This window comes from Agrobacterium sp. NPDC058088 (genome assembly GCF_042885035.1).
Taxonomy (GTDB): domain Bacteria; phylum Pseudomonadota; class Alphaproteobacteria; order Rhizobiales; family Rhizobiaceae; genus Agrobacterium.
Genome location: NZ_JBHVSU010000001.1, coordinates 535,935 through 554,331 on the forward strand (window position 1 = coordinate 535,935; position 18,397 = coordinate 554,331).

Sequence of the window (18,397 nt, forward strand, 5' to 3'; positions counted from 1 at the left end):
ACGGGCAGATGTTGCGGTGGAGATGGACGATGGCGCTGAAGGATGTGGTCGCAGGTAAGCGGAATGAAGAGGGCATCGCGTCCGCGCTTGCGGTGCTGAAACAGCAACTGGGCGAGAAGGTCCAGACGGGCCAGGCGTTTCGCGAGCAGCACGGCCACACCACCACCTATCTGACACTCCAGGCGCCTGACGGCGTCGTTTTCGCCGAAAGCGCCGATGATGTGAAGGCCGTCGTGAAGGCCTGCGCGCAATATAAGGTGCCGGTCATTCCCTTCGGTACGGGGTCTTCGCTCGAAGGGCAGGTCAATGCGCCCAATGGCGGAATCTGCATCGATTTCAGCCGGATGAATCGCATCATTGAGGTGAATGCCGAAGATCTTGACGTCACGGTGGAGCCTGGTGTGACGCGCGAGGATCTCAATGTTTATCTGCGCGATACCGGCCTTTTCTTTCCGATTGATCCGGGCGCCAATGCTTCGCTCGGCGGCATGGCCTCTACGCGGGCTTCCGGCACAAATGCCGTGCGTTACGGGACGATGAAGGACAATGTTCTCGCCGTCACTGCCGTCGTCGCCAATGGCGAGGAAATCCGCACCGCGCGGCGCGCCCGCAAGTCGTCTGCTGGCTATGACCTGACGCGGCTTTTCGTGGGTGCAGAGGGTACGCTCGGCGTCATCACCTCGGTCACGCTACGGCTGCAGGGCATTCCCGAAAAGATCGCCGGTGGGGTCTGCACCTTCGAAAGCATCAAAGCTGCCTGCGATGCCGTCATCATGACAATCCAGATGGGCGTTCCGGTTGCCCGCATCGAATTGCTCGATGAGGTGCAGTTGCGGGCCTGCAATGCTTATTCCGGCCTGAATTATGCGGAAAAGCCGACACTGTTCGTGGAGTTTCATGGCACGGAAGAGACGGCGGCGCTGCAATCGCAGCAATTTGCCGAGATTGCGGCCGAATGCGGCAGCGTCGATTTCCGCTGGACGGGCGATGCCGCCGAGCGCAACAAGCTCTGGAAAGCGCGACATGATGCCTATTGGGCGTCGCGTGCGCTCGCGCCGCATCTCGATGGTCTTTCCACTGATGTCTGCGTCCCGATTTCGCGCCTCGCTGACTGCGTGGTGGAAACGCAGCGGGATATTGAGGAAAACGGCTTTCTCGCGCCGATCGTCGGCCATGCCGGTGACGGGAACTTTCATGTGCTTATTCTGTTCGATGGCAAGGATGCCGAAAGCGTCGCGAAGACCGAGGCTTTCGTGGCCCGTCTCAACCGCCGCGCCATCGCCATGGACGGCACCTGTACCGGCGAGCACGGCATTGGCCAGGGCAAGATGAGTTTTCTCGCCGAAGAGGCCGGAAATGCGCTGGATCTCATGCGCGCCATCAAAACGTCGCTCGATCCGGATAACATCTTCAATCCGGGCAAATTGTTCCGGCTTGTCTGATCGTTCTCATATTTGATTGGTACAAAAGGCTGCTTGCCGTTAAGGCATAAAAGAATAGGTTTGCAGCGTTCGCGAAGGGAGATGCAGGTCAGTGCTCGGGCGTATTCTGGTTTTTCTGGGCGGACTGCTGGCCGTGGTGCTGTTTTCGGCGCTGCTCATTCCCTATTTCGTCGACTGGACGGATTTCCGCCGCGATTTCGAGGACCAGGCCAGCCGCATTCTCGGCAAGAAGGTGGTGGTGCACGGCCGTGTCGAAGCCCGGCTTCTGCCTTTCCCTTCCGTGACGCTGCATGACGTGCGCGCCGGAACGGATGCGGATGGATCGCCGCTGATCCAGGTCGCGCGTTTTTCCATGGATGCCGAGCTGGCGCCTTTCCTTTCCGGGGAGGCGCGTATCTTCGACATGCGCATCGAGGAACCGAAGGCGAAAATCCGGCTTCTGAAGGACGGCACACTGGACTGGATGCGCGGCAGCCGGGCGGAAATTCCCGCCCGCACCGTGGTTCTGGAAAGCGTGCAGATCGAAGGCGGGCAGATCGAATTCATCGATGAGCAGTCCGGCCGCAACCGCGTCGTGACCGGCCTTACCGCCGATATGTCCGCCAACTCGCTGGCCGGACCCTGGAAAGCCGAAGGACGCGCCGCCGTCGACGGGCATCCGGGCTCATTCTCGCTTTCCAGCAACGAGCCGGATTACGCCAATGGCCGCATGGGGCTGAGGCTCCGCCTTGTGCCGGATGAACACCCGGTCGAAGTCGATCTCGATGGGGCGATTGCGGCGACGGCGGGAAAACCGGCCTATAGCGGCTCCTTCTCCTTCAGCTTCCGGGAAGACGAAAAGCAGAAGCAGCAGGCGGGGCAATCCATTTTCTCCTCGCCGCGCACACGGGGTAGTTTCGAGCTTACGAATGAGAGCGTACGCGTCCCGAGCTACCGCATGGAGCTCGGGGGCAACGAAAATCCCTATATCGTGACCGGTGAAGCGACGCTGGATACCGGCGCCAAGCCCGAATTCCTGCTGACTGCGGATGGCCAGCAGATCGATGTCGCCCGCTTTGCGCCGCCCGTGGTGCAGACGGGCAAGACCTCGCGCCAGCCCACCATCTCGGTGCGCCAGCGCATCGAAGCCTTCGCCGCCATGGTTGCCCGCATTCCGGTGCCGCCGGTGCCGGGTAAGGCGAGCATCAGCCTTCCGGCGCTCGTTTCCGACGATACGACGATCCGCGACATAAGGCTGGATGTGCGACCGGATGGCAGCGGCTGGCAGGTGGTGAATGCGGTTGCGACGCTGCCCGGCAGGACGCAACTCGAAGCCAAGGGATCACTGACGCTGCTTGGCGGCCCCGCCTTCAACGGCAATCTGCTGCTCGCCTCCAACCAGCCTTCGGGGCTGGCAAACTGGCTTTCCGGCTCGGTCGACCCCGCGATCCGGCAGCTCAATGCCGCCGGTTTTTCCGCCGATGTCTCGCTGACGACGCTGAACCAGCGTTTCGACAATCTGGAACTGGCGATCGGCGATGCTTCTTTGAAAGGCGAGCTGGAGCGGCGCTCCGATGGCAAGACCTCCAATCTTTCCATCGATCTGGCCGGCAATGAAATCGATCTCGATGCTCTGCGGGCGCTTGGCAGCCTGGCGCTCGGCGATCAGGTCGGAAGCTCGGTTCTCGACCATCGCATCACCGCGAAATTCAAGGCCGATCGGTTCAACATGGCCGGCGTGACCGCCAATCATGTCGAGACCGCCTTCACCATGGCGGGCGGGGTTCTCTCGCTTGAGAACATGACCGCCGGCGATATTGCCGGCGCGGAAGTGAAGGCCAAAGGCCAGTTGCAGGGTTCGTTGCTGAAATATGCGGGCAAGGGCACGGTGAACCTGCATGCTGCCGATATGCAGCCGTTCCTGACCATGCTTCGCCAGAAACTGCCCAACCACCCCTTCTTCACCCGCCTGGCGGCGAGTGCCCCGTGGTATGCCAATTCCGATCTTGCGATGGATGTTTCCGTCAACAGTGAAAACGGCGGCGCCAATGTCGCCGTTTCCGGCACCGTCAATGGCAGCCGCCTGTCGGCTGTCGCCAAGATGCCGGATTTCCTGTCGATCACGGATGATACGGCCATGTCGCTGGAGGCGGTGCTGAAGAACCAGTCGACGGCGATCCTGTTCGGACAGGCGGGGCTGGACCCGCTGCCCTTTGACGCGGATGGCGAGGGGCTTCTTTCCGTCAAGCTCAACGGCACGCTCGGTTCACCTGCTCAGACCGACCTGCGTTTTTCGACGGAGCGCACGCATTTTTCGATGAACGGCTCCTTTAACGTTGCGGCCGGCAATTTCGGTGAAGGCAGCGCGGATGTTGCGCTCGAAAGTGCTGACATCGAACCCTATCTGATCATGAATGCCGTCGGCCTGCCGCAGCTCGGTGGCGGCATGGCGCTGAAGGCCAATGCCAAGGTGGCGGTGGATGGGCAGAAGATTGCCTTTTCCTCGATCGGCGGGCAGGTGGGTGGCAATCCTTTCTCGGGCAATGTCACGGTCGAGCGCGCCGCGCCTCATCCCGTCACGGGCGATCTGTCGGTCAGAACGGCCGATCTCGCCTGGCTGGGTGATGTGATGTATGGGCCGGTGATCGACCCGGAAACCGGCGCGCTGAATGCCAAGCCTCTCGCCATGCCCGCATTCCCGCAGCTCAAGGCCTCGCTTGCCTTGAAGGCGGAAAGCTTCGAGGCCGGACCCTTCGGCACGGTCACGGGTGTTTCGGCTAAAGTTACACATGATGCAGGCAGCCTCTCGCTTGATGATGTTGCCGGTACCTTCATGGGCGGCAAGCTGACCGGTCGGCTTGCCATGTCCACGGGCGAGGGCGCGGGCATTTTCCGCACCAAGATCGCAGTGACCGATGCCAATCCGGAGCCGATCCTGTGGGCCAATGCCAACGGTCCTGTTGCGGCAGGCCGGGTCGCCATTGATCTCACGGCCGAATCGACCGGCAAGAGTGTCGGTGAAATGCTGAAATCGGCGGGCGGTTCAGGTGAAATCCGGGCTGGCGGGCTGGTGCTGAAGGGACTTAATCCCGGCGCCCTGCCGCCGATGCTGCAGGCGGCCGATGGTCTACAGCAGCCGATCGATGCGCCGAAGGTGCGGCCGCTGGTGGATCAAAGCCTTTGGCAGGGTGAAATAGCACTCGGTGATGTGGCCCTGCCATTTTCCCTGAATGGCGGCGCGCTTCATTTCAAGAATCTGCGTGCCGGGGTCGATCCGGTGACGCTGACCGCCGATGCGACCGTCGATATCGCTGCCTCGACCGTGAATGGCGACCTCGATCTTTCGTTCAATCCCGGCACCGAAACGGTTGCCGGGGCCGAGCCATCCGTGCGTCTCAACTATAACGGCCCGCTTGCCGCGCCGGCTTTGACGACCGATGTCTCCGCGCTCAGCAATTACCTGTCCCTGCGGGCTTTCGAAAAGGAACGGCGCCGGGTGGAAGCCATGCAGGCCAGCGTTCTTGAAAAGCAGCGCCTGCGCCGCGAGGTGGCGCTTTACCGCTCCCAGGCGGCGGAGCGGCAGGCCGAGAAGGAACGGGCCGAGGCGGAAGCCAAGGCCAAGGCAGAAGAAGAGGCGCGGTTGAAGGCCGCGGCCGAAGAACGTCTGCGCCAGGAAAAGGAGCAGCAGGAGCGGTTGCAGCAACAGCAGCAACAGCAGCCGGCACCCGAGAGGCAGTCCGCGCCGGCTCTTGTGGTGCCGCCCACGGAAAACGCCATCCGGCAACTGGCGCCGGAAATTGCGCCCGCCAACCCGTAAGCCAAGGGCAGGAAAGCCGTTGCACCAAACTCTCCAACCTCATCCTCGGGGTTGTCCCCGTTATATGCAATCGCTTGATTTACTCGACGTGACTAGATCCTCGGCACAGGGCCGAGGACGCAGAGGGGATATTTACCCTTCTCAGCCGGCTTCAGGCTTCAATCAAAATTTAAATCTGATAGCGGCGGCTCTGCCTAAGGATTGATTGCAATCCTCGTTTCCGGAGACGGCTGAAGCCATCTGCGCCTTGTGGTAGAGGCGCGGAGCCGACAGTCTGAAGCAAATATTTGGAGGCAAGGCTACGCAATACGGAAATGCCTTGCAACGCAGACTAGGCCGCCAATGTTTAATGAATGCTTTCGCGGCGTTATGAGTTTTCGGCGGGAATTTTTGTAGTCGGCTTCAGGTAGGCGGCATTGCAATCTGCGCTCGACGGCGGATGGCCCGTCGTGCCGGTCTGGATCAGCGGGTCTTCAGCCAGTTCAGCACGTAAACCCGCAGCGACGAGGACAGGTTGCTATCAGCCGGGCGGTTGTCGTCTATTTCGGCGAGCAGGGCGGCAAAACTGATCTTGCGTCTTTCTGCGATGATTTTCAGTTCGTCCCAGAAAGCATCCTCAAGCGAGATGCTGGTGCGGTGGCCGTGCAAGGTTGCGGAGTGTTTGCGGATCATCAGATCGGTCTCCGGCGGGTCCGGTTGGAAATCTCGATCATGTCTCGCCGGCAAGTCCCTGTTTTGCGATTCTTTTTCGAATCCCGAAATCCGTTGCGGTCCGTCAGTCTTTTCCGGCGCCGTCATCGCCTTTTTCGAGCCGCCCCTGATCGAGCGCTTTTTCGGCTTTTTCGTTCAGGGCCGAGGTAAGGTTCTTTTCCGTCTTGGTGCGACCGTAAGAGAGGCGGTTCTGCTCCGCCTGCTTTTCTTTTTCGCTACGGGCCTTCTGCTTGCGAAACTGACGCAGATTGACGATATCGGCCGCCATGGGGATATGTCTCCTTGAGTTTCACGAGGCTAAGTTCACAGGGATTGGGGCAGGAGCCGTTACTGCTTCTTGCGGAAAGCATCCAGCGAAACGACGGAACCTTCCTTCTTTTCCTCGCCGGATTTTGGCGTTTCGGAAGCGGGCTTGGCCTCGTGGGAAACGGGGTAAGCGGTGATTTCCGCATCTTCCATTTCTTCTTCTTCCGCCAGAGGCACATCGAATTCAAGTTCGAAATTGACCGACGGGTCGTAGAAACCCCTGATGGCATTGTAGGGTATAACAAGCTTTTCCGGCGTATCGGAGAAGGAGAGGCCGATTTCGAAGCCGATTTCCGTAACCTTCAGATCCCAGAACTGATGCTGAATGACAATGGTCATCTGCTCGGCATATTTGGATTTCAGGTGCTGGGAAATCCGCACGCCCGGCGCGCCGGTCAGGAAGGTGATGAAGAAATGGTGGTCGCCGGGCAGACGGCCGGTTGCGGCCACTTCACCCAAAACCTTGCGAATAACGCCGCGAAGGGCATCCTGTGCGAGAATGTCGTAACGGATATGATCCTGCCCCATGCGGTCCTGTCTTTCCCTTATTCGAACGTCTTTTCATATGCGGCGCGGCCTGCGCGCCAAGGACGCTTTAACACTTTGAATCTTCGCGCAATCCTTGCGCCGAGATCATTTCCGATCCTGACGCTCGCGCGTTACCCAAGTATACGCAATGTCCCGAACGGCAGCAACGGAAAAGCCGACACCGTTTGCATGTCAGCTATCATATATTCAATTCAGACAAAATGGAGAAGGTGGAGGTTTCTGTTGCCAGGTACCTCCGAACCCCGCCTTACGGGGCTAACCGTAAGGGCTTTAGAGCGGAATTCCCGCACCGCCATTAGGCAGCGAGAGCATATTCCTTAGCGTTGTTGTCATTTGCAACTACACTTGTGACCCGATAACGGCGGTATCATGCCGAGCAAAAGTTCGATCTTTACGCCCTTGTCGATCCTATTTCGCCCCCATCAAAAGCCGCCCTCGTCCTGAGGAGCCCGCCGGTTTTTGGTGGAGGCGCCGGGTACCGCCCCCGGGTCCAATAGGTTTATTACACCGACCGTTTATCGCCATAGCCGGGTTGCCCCGGCAAGGTCCATATAGGCGTTTCCCCTGGCCGAGAAAAGAGGCCGATGACAATTCCGTGAAAAGATTTCGCATTTGCCGCGCACAATTTAGACAATTCTTGACGACGAGGGATTGCTGTCTCATTCTCCATACAACCGGTCACTTGAAGCAACCGGGCCGGGGACACACGAAGGAGCTGATATGACCGACTATCTCGCAGATGTGAAGAAATACGACGCAGCGGCCGACGAAGCCATTGTCGGCAAGATCGTCAAGCATCTCGGCATTGCCCTGCGCAACCGGGATTCCTCGCTGGTGTCCGCTTCCGACCCGGAAGAGCTCGCGCGCGTGAAGACGAGCTGGTGCGGCAAGAAGCTCGGTGTCACCGATGACAGCGCCGACAAGGCAGTGGCTGCCGTGGCAAAAATCATGGCTGCGGATCGCTCCAAGTCGCGCGTGACCTTCTATTATCTGGTGGCCAAGGAACTGGGCAAGCTTCAGTCGCTTTGATTTGAGCGGGGATAAACCCGCATTCGGTGATTGGTTCTGCCGCCCTGTGCTATTATATTCCCCTGATATCAGGGAATCGGCGGCAGAACGCATGAAACAATATCTCGATCTTCTTCGGCATGTGATGGAAACCGGCTCCGACCGTGGAGACCGCACCGGCACCGGCACGCGCTCGGTGTTCGGTTACCAGATGCGTTTTGACCTTTCCGAAGGGTTTCCGGTCCTCACCACCAAGAAACTGCATCTGCGCTCCATCATTCATGAGCTGCTGTGGTTCCTGAAGGGCGATACCAATATCGCCTATCTCAAGGAAAACGGTGTTTCCATCTGGGATGAATGGGCAGATGAAAATGGCGATCTCGGTCCGGTCTATGGCGCGCAATGGCGCTCCTGGCCGGCGCCTGACGGTCGCCATATCGATCAGATCGCGCTTCTGATCGAGGCTCTGAAAACCAATCCCAATTCCCGCCGCCACATCGTTTCGGCCTGGAACCCGGCGCTGGTTGACGAGATGGCGCTGCCGCCCTGCCATTGCCTGTTCCAGTTCTATGTTTCTGATGGTAAGCTCTCCTGCCAGCTTTACCAGCGTTCAGCGGATATTTTCCTCGGCGTGCCCTTCAACATCGCCTCCTATGCGCTTTTGACGCTGATGGTGGCGCAGGTCGTGGGTCTGAAGCCGGGTGATTTCGTTCACACGCTGGGTGATGCGCATATCTACGCCAATCATTTCGAACAGGCACGGCTGCAAATGACGCGTACGCCGAAGGCCTTGCCGACGATGCGCCTCAACCCTGATGTAAAGGACCTTTTCGGCTTTAAGTTCGAGGACTTTACGCTTGAGAACTACGAAGCTGATTCAAGCATCAAGGCGCCGATCGCGGTATGAGTGAGCCGTGCGTCACCATTATCGTTGCCGTCTCGGAGAACGGTGTCATCGGCCGCGATCTCGACATGCCATGGAAACTGTCGACCGATCTGAAGCGCTTCAAGGCGCTGACGATGGGCAAGCCGTTGATCATGGGGCGCAAGACATTTTTGTCTGTCGGCGAACGTCCATTGCCGGGACGGCCGCATATCATCGTCAGCCGCAACGCCGATTACCGGCCGGAAGGTGTCGATGTCGTCTCGTCGCTGGACGAGGCCGTGAGGCTTGCAAAGAGGAAGGCGGCGGAACTGGGCGTGGACGAGGTTTTCGTCGCCGGCGGCGGCGAGATTTACCGCCAGGCGATGCCCTTTGCCGATCAACTTTCCGTCACCCATGTGGCGGTAAAACTCGATGGCGACACTTTTTTCCCGGAAATCGATCCTGCCGTTTTCGAAAAAATCGAAGAAAAGGCCGTGCCCGCAGGGGAAAAGGACAATTATCCGGTTCTGTTTACCACTTATGTGCGAAGAGCCGCGGCAAAGTGAACTATTTACCCGGATCGGGTATTTAGTTACCACCTCTGCGTTGAAACGGACGCTTCTCCTTCCTATAACGGGTCGATATTCCCGCCGCACGCGAGCAATCGCTTACGAACGGAACCGGGAGAGGCTTTTATAAAGAGGTATTGATGCCCTGGAGCAATCAGAATGGCGGCGGCGGCCCTTGGGGCGGCGGCGGTGGAGGAAACAACCAGGGCGGCGGTGGCGGCCCATGGGGACAGGGGCCGAACCGGCCTCGCGGCGGTGGCGGCGGCAATGGCGGCCCGCCCGATCTGGAAGAGATCATCCGGCGCAGCCAGGACCGTTTCAAGAATGTGCTGCCCGGCGGCTTTAATGGCGGCGTGGTCGCCATCGTGGTTCTCATCCTTCTGGTTTTCCTCGGCATCCAGTCCATCTACACCGTTCAGCCTGATGAGCGCGGCGTGGAGCTGCGCTTCGGCCGTCCGAAGGATGAAATCTCGATGCCGGGCCTGCATTTCCATCTCTGGCCGATCGAGACGGTGGAAATCGTCAAGGTTACCGAGCAGCAGCAGAATATCGGCTCGCGCGCCTCGTCCTCTTCATCGAGCGGCGTGATGCTGACGGGCGACCAGAACATCGTCAACGTCCAGTTCTCGGTGCTCTATACGGTCTCCGATCCGAAGTCCTATCTCTTCAACGTCGACACACCGGCGGAAACGCTGCAGCAGGTTTCCGAAAGCGCCATGCGCGAAGTCGTCGGCCGTCGTCCGGCTCAGGATATCTTCCGCGATAACCGTCAGGCGATTGCGGCGGATGTGCGCAGCATCATCCAGTCCACCATGGACGGTTATGGCGCCGGCATCTCCATCAATGCCGTGGCCATCGAAGATGCGGCTCCGCCGCGCGAAGTGGCTGATGCGTTCGACGAAGTGCAGCGTGCAGAACAGGACGAGGATCGCTTCGTTCAGGAAGCCAACCAGTACGCCAACCAGAAGCTCGGTGCCGCCCGCGGTCAGGCCGCGCAGATCCTCGAAGAAGCGAACGCCTACAAGTCGCGCGTCGTCAACGAGGCACAGGGTGAGGCGCAGCGCTTCATTTCCATCTATGACCAGTATCGCACGGCGCCTGATGTGACCCGTCAGCGCATGTTCCTGGAAACGATGGAGCAGGTTCTGAAGGGTTCCAACAAGATCATCATCGACGAGAAACAGGGCGTCGTGCCCTATCTGCCTCTGAACGAGATCATGCGCAACAATCCGGGCGCAGCACAGCAGGGAGGCAACTGATATGAGTAACCGTCTTACGGCCGTTCTCGTCGGTCTCGCCGTCCTGCTTTTCCTCGGCTATTCGTCGATCTTTGTGGTCAACGAACGCCAGCAGGCCATCGTTGTCCGCTTCGGTCAGATTCAGGATGTCAAAACGGCGCCGGGCCTCTATTTCAAGCTGCCTTTCGCCTTCATGGACGCTGATCGCGTGCAATACATCGAGAACCGCGCACTGCGTTTCGATCATGATAATATCCGCGTTCAGGTCTCCGGCGGCAAGTTCTACGAGGTTGATGCTTTCGTGGTCTATCGCATCACGGATGCACGCCGCTTCCGCCAGACGGTCTCGGGTGACCAGATGTCGGCGGAATCGCGCCTGCGCACCCGTCTCGATGCGTCGCTGCGTCGGGTCTACGGTCTGCGCGGCTTCGAATCGGCACTGTCGGATGCACGCGCATCGATGATGCAGGAAGTGCGTGACGATCTGCGTCCCGATGCGGAATCGCTTGGCATCAGCATTGTGGATGTCCGCATCCGCCGTACCGACCTCACGCAGGAAGTCTCTCAGCAGACCTTCGAGCGCATGAAGTCGGAGCGTCTGGCCGAAGCCGAACTGATCCGCGCCCGGGGTAACGAAGAAGCCCAGCGTCGCCGCGCTATTGCCGACCGTCAGGTTGTCGAGTTCGAGTCCGATGCCCGCCGTCAGTCCGAAGTGCTTCGGGGTGAAGGCGATGCGGAGCGCAACAAGGTGTTCGGCGAGGCTTTCCAGCGTGATCCTGATTTCTTCGAGTTCTATCGCTCGATGTCGGCTTATGCCAACTCGCTGAACGGCACCGGTACGACGCTGGTCCTATCCCCGGATTCGACCTTCTTCCGTTATTTCAACAACATCAACGGCGCGGCTCCTGCCGCTCCGGCTGCGCCTCAACCGGCACCGGCAAATTGATAACGGATCGATTGATTTTGAAGGGGCCGGTTTTTACCGGCCCTTTCTTTTTGATCGGTTTTCGTGCCAAAGCTGTGGTAGCGGGCATGGTGTTAGCAGCCCGTTCACGAAAAGGTATTTTTACACTTCATCATTCCGCCTTATGCTTTGACGATATATGCAGGGCATGACGATTTGAAACGCGAGGACGCTTATGGCCGTGACCCTTCTTTCGCCTTTTCGCAGCAGCATTGCCGCATTCGCGGGCATCGCGCTTGTCGCGGGTAGCCTTTCGGCGCCGGTTGCAGCAAGAGCGCAGAGCCATGGGCCGGAATCGGTGGCTGATCTCGCCGCTCCGCTGCTCGATGCGGTGGTGAATATTTCCACGTCGCAGAACGTCAAGACCGAGGGCAAGGGGCCCGTTCCGCCAAAGCTGCCGGAAGGTTCGCCGTTCCAGGAATTCTTCAAGGACTACTTCGACAGCCAGAAGCCGGAAGGTGGTGAAAAGGTCAATTCGCTGGGGTCAGGTTTCGTGATCGACCCGGCCGGTTATGTCGTGACCAATAACCACGTCATCGAGGGTGCTGACGCCATCGAGGTGATTTTCCCGAATGGCTCCAAGCTCAAGGCGACGCTGGTTGGCACCGATACCAAGACGGACCTTTCCGTCCTGAAGGTGGAGCCGAAGGCGCCGTTGAAGGCGGTCAAGTTCGGTGATTCGCGCAGCATGCGTATCGGCGACTGGGTGATGGCCGTGGGTAATCCCTTCGGCCTGGGCGGATCGCTGACCGTGGGCGTCATTTCCGCGCGCGGCCGTAACATCAATGCCGGTCCCTATGACAATTTCATCCAGACGGATGCGGCGATCAACAAGGGTAACTCCGGTGGCCCGCTCTTCAACATGAAGGGCGAGGTGATCGGCATCAACACGGCGATCATTTCGCCGAGCGGTGGTTCGATCGGTATCGGTTTCGCCGTGCCGACGGAACTCGCGCAGAATATCGTCCAGCAGCTGATCGAGTTCGGTGAAACCCGTCGCGGCTGGCTCGGCGTCCGCGTGCAGCCGGTCACCGATGACGTGGCGGCGAGCCTTGGTATGGACAGCGCCAAGGGCGCGCTTATTTCAGGCGTTGCCAAGGGTGGTCCGGTGGAGAACGGCCCGATCCAGGCTGGCGACGTCGTCCTGAAATTCGACGGCAAAGACATCAATGAAATGCGTGATCTCCTGCGCATCGTGGCGGAAAGCCCGGTTGGCAAGGAAGTCGATGTTGTTGTCTATCGCGACGGCAAGGAAGAGACCGTGAAGGTTAAGCTTGGCCAATTGCAGGATACGACCGACGAAAAGGCCTCGACCGACGACCAGCAGAGCGAAGACGGCGACGGTGGCATGGTTGTGCCCGAAGACAAAGACGGCGGCGACGATCAGGCGCAGGACCAGACGCCGGAAGTCCGCGAGGCGCCGCAGAGCGTGCTTGGTATGAACCTCGTGGTGCTGAGCAATGAACTGCGCGCGGAAAAGGGCATTGCCGAAAGCGTGGAAGGCGTACTTGTCGCCAGCGTCGCTCCCGGTTCTCCCGCTGAACAGAAGGGCATGAAAGCTGGTGACGTCATCGTCGAGGTCGGGCAGGATTTCATGGAAGTGCCCGGTGATGTGCTGGTGCGTGTGAACGGCCTGAAGTCCGAGGGCCGCAAGAATGCGCATATGATGGTGGCGGATGCCCAGGGCAATCTGCGCGTTGTGGCGCTGCCGCTGGAATAAATGCTTTTCGCCCGATCCGTCAGGAATCGGGTGGTTACGGCGTCGTCAGATCCCTATCCCTTAGTCTCTATCAAATGGAGGCCAAGGATATGAAATTACTCGAAAACAAGGTTGCCATCATCATCGGCGCGTCGTCAGGAATCGGCCGTGCGACGGCAACGCTGTTTGCCAGCCACGGCGCGGCCGTTGTCATCAATGCGCGTGGTGAAAAGGCGCTGGATGAAGTTGCCGCGGAGATTTGCGGAGCAGGTGGTCGTGTGCACGCGGTTTCCGGTGACGCCGGTATTGCGGAAACACATGCCCGGCTGGCGGACGCGGCAGTCAGCGTCTTCGGGGGCCTCGATATCGCCGTAAACAATGCGGGTGGGGTCGGTGCCGCCAAGCCAATGGCGGAGATTTCGCCCGATGAATGGGAATACGTGCTCAAGGTCAACCTGACCTCCGCCTTCCTTGGCGCGCGCCATCAAATTCCATTGATGTTAAGGCGGGGCGGCGGATCGATTGTCTTTACCTCGAGCTTTGTCGGCTCCAGCGTCGGCATAGCGGGCATGTCAGCTTATGGCGCTGCGAAGGCAGGGCTAATGGGTCTGGTGAAAGGCATTACCGCTGACTATGCCGCCAATGGCATTCGGGCCAATGCGCTGCTACCCGGGGGTGTTGATACGCCCATGGCAGGCAATCAGGCGCAGAAGGAATGGGCGGCCGGCCTGCATGCGATGAAACGCATTGCCGAGCCGGAAGAAATTGCGCAGGCAGCGCTTTTTCTTGCGAGCCCGATGGCAAGTTTTGTTGCCGGGGCGGCGCTGTTTGCCGATGGTGGCAATGCCGCGGTGAAATGAGGTTCCGGGTTGGCAGGCAAACGTCTTATCGCGCCCGCCACTCCTCCAGCGTCAGCGCATAGGTGACATGCGGACGCAGATGCGGGTGGGTCTCTTCCGGTACGCGCGGATGGTCGAAATCGCGGGAAGGATCGCGCCTGAGGCCGATGCGTTCCATAACCGCCGTCGAACGATGGTTGTCGTGCACGGCGAAGGAGACGATTTCGGGCGTCTCCTTTTCATCGAAGGCCATAACGAGAAGGGATTGTGCGGCTTCGGTGACATAGCCATTCCCCCAGAAGCGGGTCGCGAGGCGCCAGCCGATCTCCATGGTGCCGAGCGGGAAGGGCGGATCGAGGTTCATGACGGGGGATATGCCGCAGAACCCCATGACGTCGCCGGTCTCGCGCAGCTCCATGGCATAGAAGCCATAACCGCTGCCGCGGATCATACCGTTGATGGTTTCCAGCACGGCGTCCGCTTCCGCGTGGCTGCGGCGAAAGGGGAAAAATTCCATGACCTTTTCGTCGGCGTTGATCTCGCGAAAAAGGTCGCGGTCGCTCTCCTTCCACTCGCGCAGAATGAGTCTTTGTGTTTCGCGAATGATCATGGAATGACAAAATCCGTCTTGCGATAGCCCTGGATGTAAAGAAGCGCGGTCAGGTCGCCGTGGTCCACGCGCATCTGCGCTTCGGCGGCGACGGCGGGTTTGGCATGCAGGGCAACGCCGGCGCCGGCCACATGCAGCATGCCGAGATCGTTGGCGCCATCACCGACCGCCATTGCCTCATCAGGCGAAATGCCGAGCTTTGCGGCAATATCGTTCAGCGCATCCACCTTGGCCTGTTTGCCGAGAATGGGCTCTGCAACGGTGCCATCAAGCTCGCCATTGGCCTCGCCGAGCAGATTGGCGCGATTCTCATCGAAACCAAGCATCGCCGCGACACGGCTGGTGAAGACGGTGAAACCGCCTGACACGAGGGCCGTGTAATAACCCTTCGCCTTCATGGTGGCGATGAGTTCCTTGCCACCTGGTGTGAGGGTGATGCGCTTCTCGATGACGTCATCGATGACGGAGACCGGTAGACCCTTCAGCAGCGCCACGCGCTCGCGCAGGGCAGGTTCAAAAGCGATCTCGCCATTCATGGCGCGGGCGGTAATCGCGGAGACCTTTTCCTTCAGCCCGACTTCGGCTGCCAGTTCGTCGATGCATTCCTGGCCGATCATGGTCGAATCCATATCGGCGATCAGAAGCTTCTTGCGACGCTGGTCCTGTTCCTGGATGACGATATCAACCGGTTTTCCGGCAAGCGTGGCTGCAATTGCGCTGCGCGCCTGCTCAGTTGCTGTGCCGGAGGGCAGAGCGATATCACAGGCTATGCCATCGGCCAGCCAATAAAGGCCCGACGCGTTGACGGCCTTTGCGGCCGCTTCGCCGAGGGCCGGTGTCAGAACAGGATTTGACGGATTGGCGATAAGCGTGGCAACCAGAGCCATGATGAAAAACCTTGATGAGAATTTTGATGCGATCCTGATAACCGGCCCGACGGCAAGCGGCAAGTCCGCGCTTGCGCTTCGCTTAGCGCGGCAGCGGAACGGCGTCGTCATCAACGCCGACAGCATGCAGGTTTATGACACGCTGCAGGTGCTGACCGCCCGGCCTTCCCACGATGAAATGGAGGGCGTGCCGCATTGTCTCTATGGCCATGTGGCGGCGAGCAGCCTCTATTCAACCGGTGAATGGTTGCGCGACGTTTCCGCCTTGCTTGCGGATTTGCGCGGGCAGGGACGTTTCCCCGTCATCGTCGGCGGCACAGGACTTTATTTCAAGGCGTTGACGGGCGGCCTCTCCGATATGCCCGCCATTCCGGAAGGCATCCGCGAGGGATTGCGCTCGAGATTGGTGGAAGAGGGAGCGGCGGTCCTTCATGCTGAACTTAAGCGCCGCGATCCGGCCATGGCGGACGCACTCCAATCGGGGGATGGCCAACGTATCGTCCGGGCTCTGGAAGTTCTTGAGGCGACGGGAAAGTCGATCCGCGATTTCCAGCGTGCCACCGGCCCGATGATTGTTGATCCCGAGCGGGTGCAGAAATTCGTCGTCCTGCCGGAGAGGCCAGTACTGCATGACCGCATCAACCGCCGTTTCGAGGCGATGATGGACAGCGGTGCGGTGGAGGAGGTGCAGGCGCTTCTCGCCCTTGATCTTGCGCCGGATGCAACGGCGATGAAAGCGATCGGCGTTTCTCAGATAGCCGATATGCTGGCGGGACGCATGAGCCAGGCGGAGGTGATCGAAAGATCGGCGGCTGCGACCCGTCAATATGCCAAGCGGCAGATGACCTGGTTCCGCAACCAGATGGGGGACGACTGGACGCGCATCCAGCCGTGAAAAGGCCTAGTCCTTGCGATAAAGGCTGCCGAGCGGTTTCTTCAACAGGCTTTCGCGCAGCGAAGGGCGGGACTCTGCTTCCGGCGGGCCATTCTGTGTCTGCATCTGGAAACCGGCCTTGCGCAATTCGCTGACGGCGCCGGAGGTGGCATCCGTGGTCGCCGTATTGGATGGCGCAGGCGATACGCGTCCGGGCAGCATATCGGGGCGGTAGGGTTCATATCCTTCCGTTGCGGATGTCCCCAGTTCACGCTTCCAGCGATCCACATCGTCCGTCGCTTGGAATGCCGCCGGTTCCGGCTGATCGGAAAAAGCCGCTTCCACGCTTTGCTGGAAGCCGGTGATAACGGGCTTGGCCGTGGCGCGCATGCGGGTGACGATACTGTTCAGGTCGACCGTGTCCGGGGTCTCGTGGTTCGCATGGCTGATCGTTCCGCTCGCTTTCGGCAGCTTGACCGTGGCTACACGGTCGAAACGCATGCGCATCGGCACACTCACGGCTTCGCCGAAGGCGATGGCTTCACCATTGCCGATGGACGATAGGAAACTGGTGGTCGATGTCGATGCATTCGGTACGGCGGACAGGATGATCTTCTGGTCGATCTCGTTCGAAAGCCGCATGGCGAAAACGGTCGAGCATTGCGACAGGATGGTCTGGTCGAGTTCGCTTGGTCGCTGACTGACGACGCCGAGTGAAATGCCGTATTTGCGGCCTTCCTTGGCGATCTGGGCGATGGATTGCCGGGTGGGGAAAAAGCCGCGCTCGGGATCAGCCGGAACATAACGATGTGCTTCTTCGCAGACGATGAGCATATGCAGCGAACCGCGGGCCAGAACCGCGAGCTCGAAGGACATGCGGCAGAGCACCGAGACCACCGAATTTACCACCTCGGAGGGGATGCCTGACAGCTGGAACACCGAAATCGGCTTGCCTTCCCCGGGGATGCGGAAGATATGCGCGACCGTCTCGAGAATGTTGTCGTTGATCGTATTGCTCGAGAACATGAAATTATAGCGCGTATCGTTGACCGCCGAGAGGATGCGGCCTTTCAACGTGCGTAGCGCCGGTTTTTCGTCGCGGCCTTCCAGCCGGCCAATGCGTTCGTCGATGAGGGCGAGAAGATCGGCGATGCGGTAGGGCACCGGCGTGTCCGGCGTGATCGCACTCTTGTCGGATGTGCGGCGGACAGCGGAACCGTCTGTGCCGCGAAACGCCTTTTTCGCTTCCGGAATGAGGTCACGGAGGAAATCCATCTCTTGCGGCACGGGCTTGCGGCCGCGGAAAATCACCTCGGCAAATTCCTCGAGCCGCATCAGCCAGAAGGGAAGGTCCAGCGTGTCCGTATCGATGACAACGGAATGATCGGGAAAAGCAGCCGCGAATTCATTGTGCGGATCGAGAATGAGGACACGCAGCTTCGGATCGGTCTCGATCGCCTTGTTCAGAAGCAATGAAACGGCGGTGGTCTTGCCCACGCCCGTCGAGCCGACGACGGCGAAATGTTTGGCAAGCATCTGCGGAATGCTGATGGCGGCATTGATCGTGTCGTCCTGCGTCAGCTTGCCGATGACGCAGGCATCGCGCTTGCCGCTGTCGTAAATCTTCGCAAGGTCGCTTGTGCGGATGCGGTGCGATACCGCGCCGAGATAGGGGTAACGAGAGATGCCGGAGGAAAAACGTTCGCTGCCGTCCTCGGTGCGGTAGACCTCGCCCACCAGCTCAACGTCGATCAGCAGCCTGTTCGGCCTATCCGCCGCCCAGTATTCTTCACCGGTGCGCATGGCAAAGACGAGCGCCGCGACACGGCTTGTCCCCATTTCGATCGAGATCAGGCGTCCGACTGACCAGAGCTGCGACACGTCCGTGGTGCCCAGTTCGGTTTCGGCCGCAATGGTGGCGTGCGCACCGTTGCAGGCGATGACGCGGCCGAGCATGCGGTTCGCCGGCTGCTCGCCGGATCGCCGTTCGTTTTCGCCCGCGCGGGACGCGTTATGAAACGTGTCGTTATTCACATTTTT

General features: G+C 59.7%; 16 protein-coding genes and 1 other RNA gene. 10 read left to right on the plus strand and 7 right to left on the minus strand.

Going from position 1 to position 18,397, the window contains the following annotated elements:
- Positions 1-29 precede the first annotated feature (29 nt).
- Together ACFVTJ_RS02570 and ACFVTJ_RS02575 are read left to right on the plus strand one after the other, a co-directional pair.
- Complete coding sequence (locus ACFVTJ_RS02570; RefSeq protein ID WP_386904377.1) at positions 30-1,442, plus strand: FAD-binding oxidoreductase; 1,413 nt, start codon at positions 30-32, stop codon at positions 1,440-1,442.
- 91 nt (positions 1,443-1,533) lie between these two features.
- A complete protein-coding gene (locus ACFVTJ_RS02575) occupies positions 1,534-5,238 on the plus strand; it encodes an AsmA-like C-terminal region-containing protein (RefSeq protein ID WP_386904379.1) in 3,705 nt (1,234 codons plus the stop codon).
- 462 nt (positions 5,239-5,700) lie between these two features.
- On the opposite strand, the gene ACFVTJ_RS02580 is transcribed toward ACFVTJ_RS02575, so the two are convergent.
- The 4 genes from ACFVTJ_RS02580 to ssrA all read right to left on the minus strand — a co-directional run bounded on the left by ACFVTJ_RS02580 (position 5,701) and on the right by ssrA (position 7,385).
- On the minus strand, positions 5,701-5,910 hold the full coding sequence (locus ACFVTJ_RS02580) for a ribbon-helix-helix domain-containing protein (protein WP_269709400.1): 210 nt from the start codon (positions 5,908-5,910) through the stop codon (positions 5,701-5,703).
- 103 nt (positions 5,911-6,013) lie between these two features.
- Positions 6,014-6,217, minus strand: coding sequence for a DUF4169 family protein (locus ACFVTJ_RS02585; protein WP_386904382.1), 204 nt, complete (start codon positions 6,215-6,217; stop codon positions 6,014-6,016).
- Between the two features lie 59 nt (positions 6,218-6,276).
- Complete coding sequence (locus ACFVTJ_RS02590; protein ID WP_386904383.1) at positions 6,277-6,783, minus strand: SspB family protein; 507 nt, start codon at positions 6,781-6,783, stop codon at positions 6,277-6,279.
- A 229-nt stretch (positions 6,784-7,012) separates the two neighbouring features.
- Positions 7,013-7,385: a transfer-messenger RNA gene (gene ssrA / locus ACFVTJ_RS02595) on the minus strand.
- 139 nt (positions 7,386-7,524) lie between these two features.
- Here ssrA and ACFVTJ_RS02600 point away from each other — a divergent pair.
- The 7 genes from ACFVTJ_RS02600 (at position 7,525) to ACFVTJ_RS02630 (ending at position 14,007) form a co-directional block, all read left to right on the plus strand.
- On the plus strand, positions 7,525-7,833 hold the full coding sequence (locus tag ACFVTJ_RS02600; RefSeq protein WP_386904385.1) for a DUF2853 family protein: 309 nt from the start codon (positions 7,525-7,527) through the stop codon (positions 7,831-7,833).
- Positions 7,834-7,924: 91 nt separating this feature from the next.
- Positions 7,925-8,719 carry a thymidylate synthase gene (locus tag ACFVTJ_RS02605; protein ID WP_386904387.1) on the plus strand — a complete coding sequence of 265 codons (795 nt, stop codon included), beginning with the start codon at positions 7,925-7,927 and terminating at the stop codon, positions 8,717-8,719.
- Positions 8,716-9,243, plus strand: a complete 528-nt coding sequence (locus ACFVTJ_RS02610; protein WP_386904389.1) for a dihydrofolate reductase — start codon at positions 8,716-8,718, stop codon at positions 9,241-9,243. The genes ACFVTJ_RS02605 and ACFVTJ_RS02610 overlap by 4 nt, the downstream gene beginning before the upstream one ends.
- Before the next feature lie 143 nt (positions 9,244-9,386).
- Positions 9,387-10,505, plus strand: a complete 1,119-nt coding sequence (gene hflK / locus ACFVTJ_RS02615) for an FtsH protease activity modulator HflK (protein WP_386904391.1) — start codon at positions 9,387-9,389, stop codon at positions 10,503-10,505.
- A 1-nt stretch (position 10,506) separates the two neighbouring features.
- A complete protein-coding gene (gene hflC, locus ACFVTJ_RS02620) occupies positions 10,507-11,430 on the plus strand; it encodes a protease modulator HflC (protein ID WP_386904393.1) in 924 nt (307 codons plus the stop codon).
- A 193-nt stretch (positions 11,431-11,623) separates the two neighbouring features.
- Positions 11,624-13,168, plus strand: a complete 1,545-nt coding sequence (locus ACFVTJ_RS02625; RefSeq protein WP_386904395.1) for a Do family serine endopeptidase — start codon at positions 11,624-11,626, stop codon at positions 13,166-13,168.
- Between the two features lie 89 nt (positions 13,169-13,257).
- Positions 13,258-14,007 carry an SDR family oxidoreductase gene (locus ACFVTJ_RS02630; protein ID WP_386904397.1) on the plus strand — a complete coding sequence of 250 codons (750 nt, stop codon included), beginning with the start codon at positions 13,258-13,260 and terminating at the stop codon, positions 14,005-14,007.
- Between the two features lie 25 nt (positions 14,008-14,032).
- Here ACFVTJ_RS02630 and ACFVTJ_RS02635 read toward each other — a convergent pair whose 3' ends face one another.
- Together ACFVTJ_RS02635 and serB are read right to left on the minus strand one after the other, a co-directional pair.
- Positions 14,033-14,596, minus strand: a complete 564-nt coding sequence (locus tag ACFVTJ_RS02635) for a GNAT family N-acetyltransferase (protein WP_386904399.1) — start codon at positions 14,594-14,596, stop codon at positions 14,033-14,035.
- Positions 14,593-15,483, minus strand: coding sequence for a phosphoserine phosphatase SerB (gene serB / locus ACFVTJ_RS02640; protein WP_386904401.1), 891 nt, complete (start codon positions 15,481-15,483; stop codon positions 14,593-14,595). Before serB ends, ACFVTJ_RS02635 begins: the two co-directional genes overlap by 4 nt.
- On the opposite strand from serB, the gene miaA reads away from it, so the two are divergent.
- On the plus strand, positions 15,482-16,378 hold the full coding sequence (miaA, locus tag ACFVTJ_RS02645; protein WP_386904403.1) for a tRNA (adenosine(37)-N6)-dimethylallyltransferase MiaA: 897 nt from the start codon (positions 15,482-15,484) through the stop codon (positions 16,376-16,378). The two genes, serB and miaA, sit on opposite strands and share 2 nt — an antisense overlap.
- Before the next feature lie 6 nt (positions 16,379-16,384).
- On the opposite strand, the gene ACFVTJ_RS02650 is transcribed toward miaA, so the two are convergent.
- Positions 16,385-18,391, minus strand: coding sequence for an ATP-binding protein (locus tag ACFVTJ_RS02650; protein ID WP_386904405.1), 2,007 nt, complete (start codon positions 18,389-18,391; stop codon positions 16,385-16,387).
- Positions 18,392-18,397: the final 6 nt, after the last annotated feature.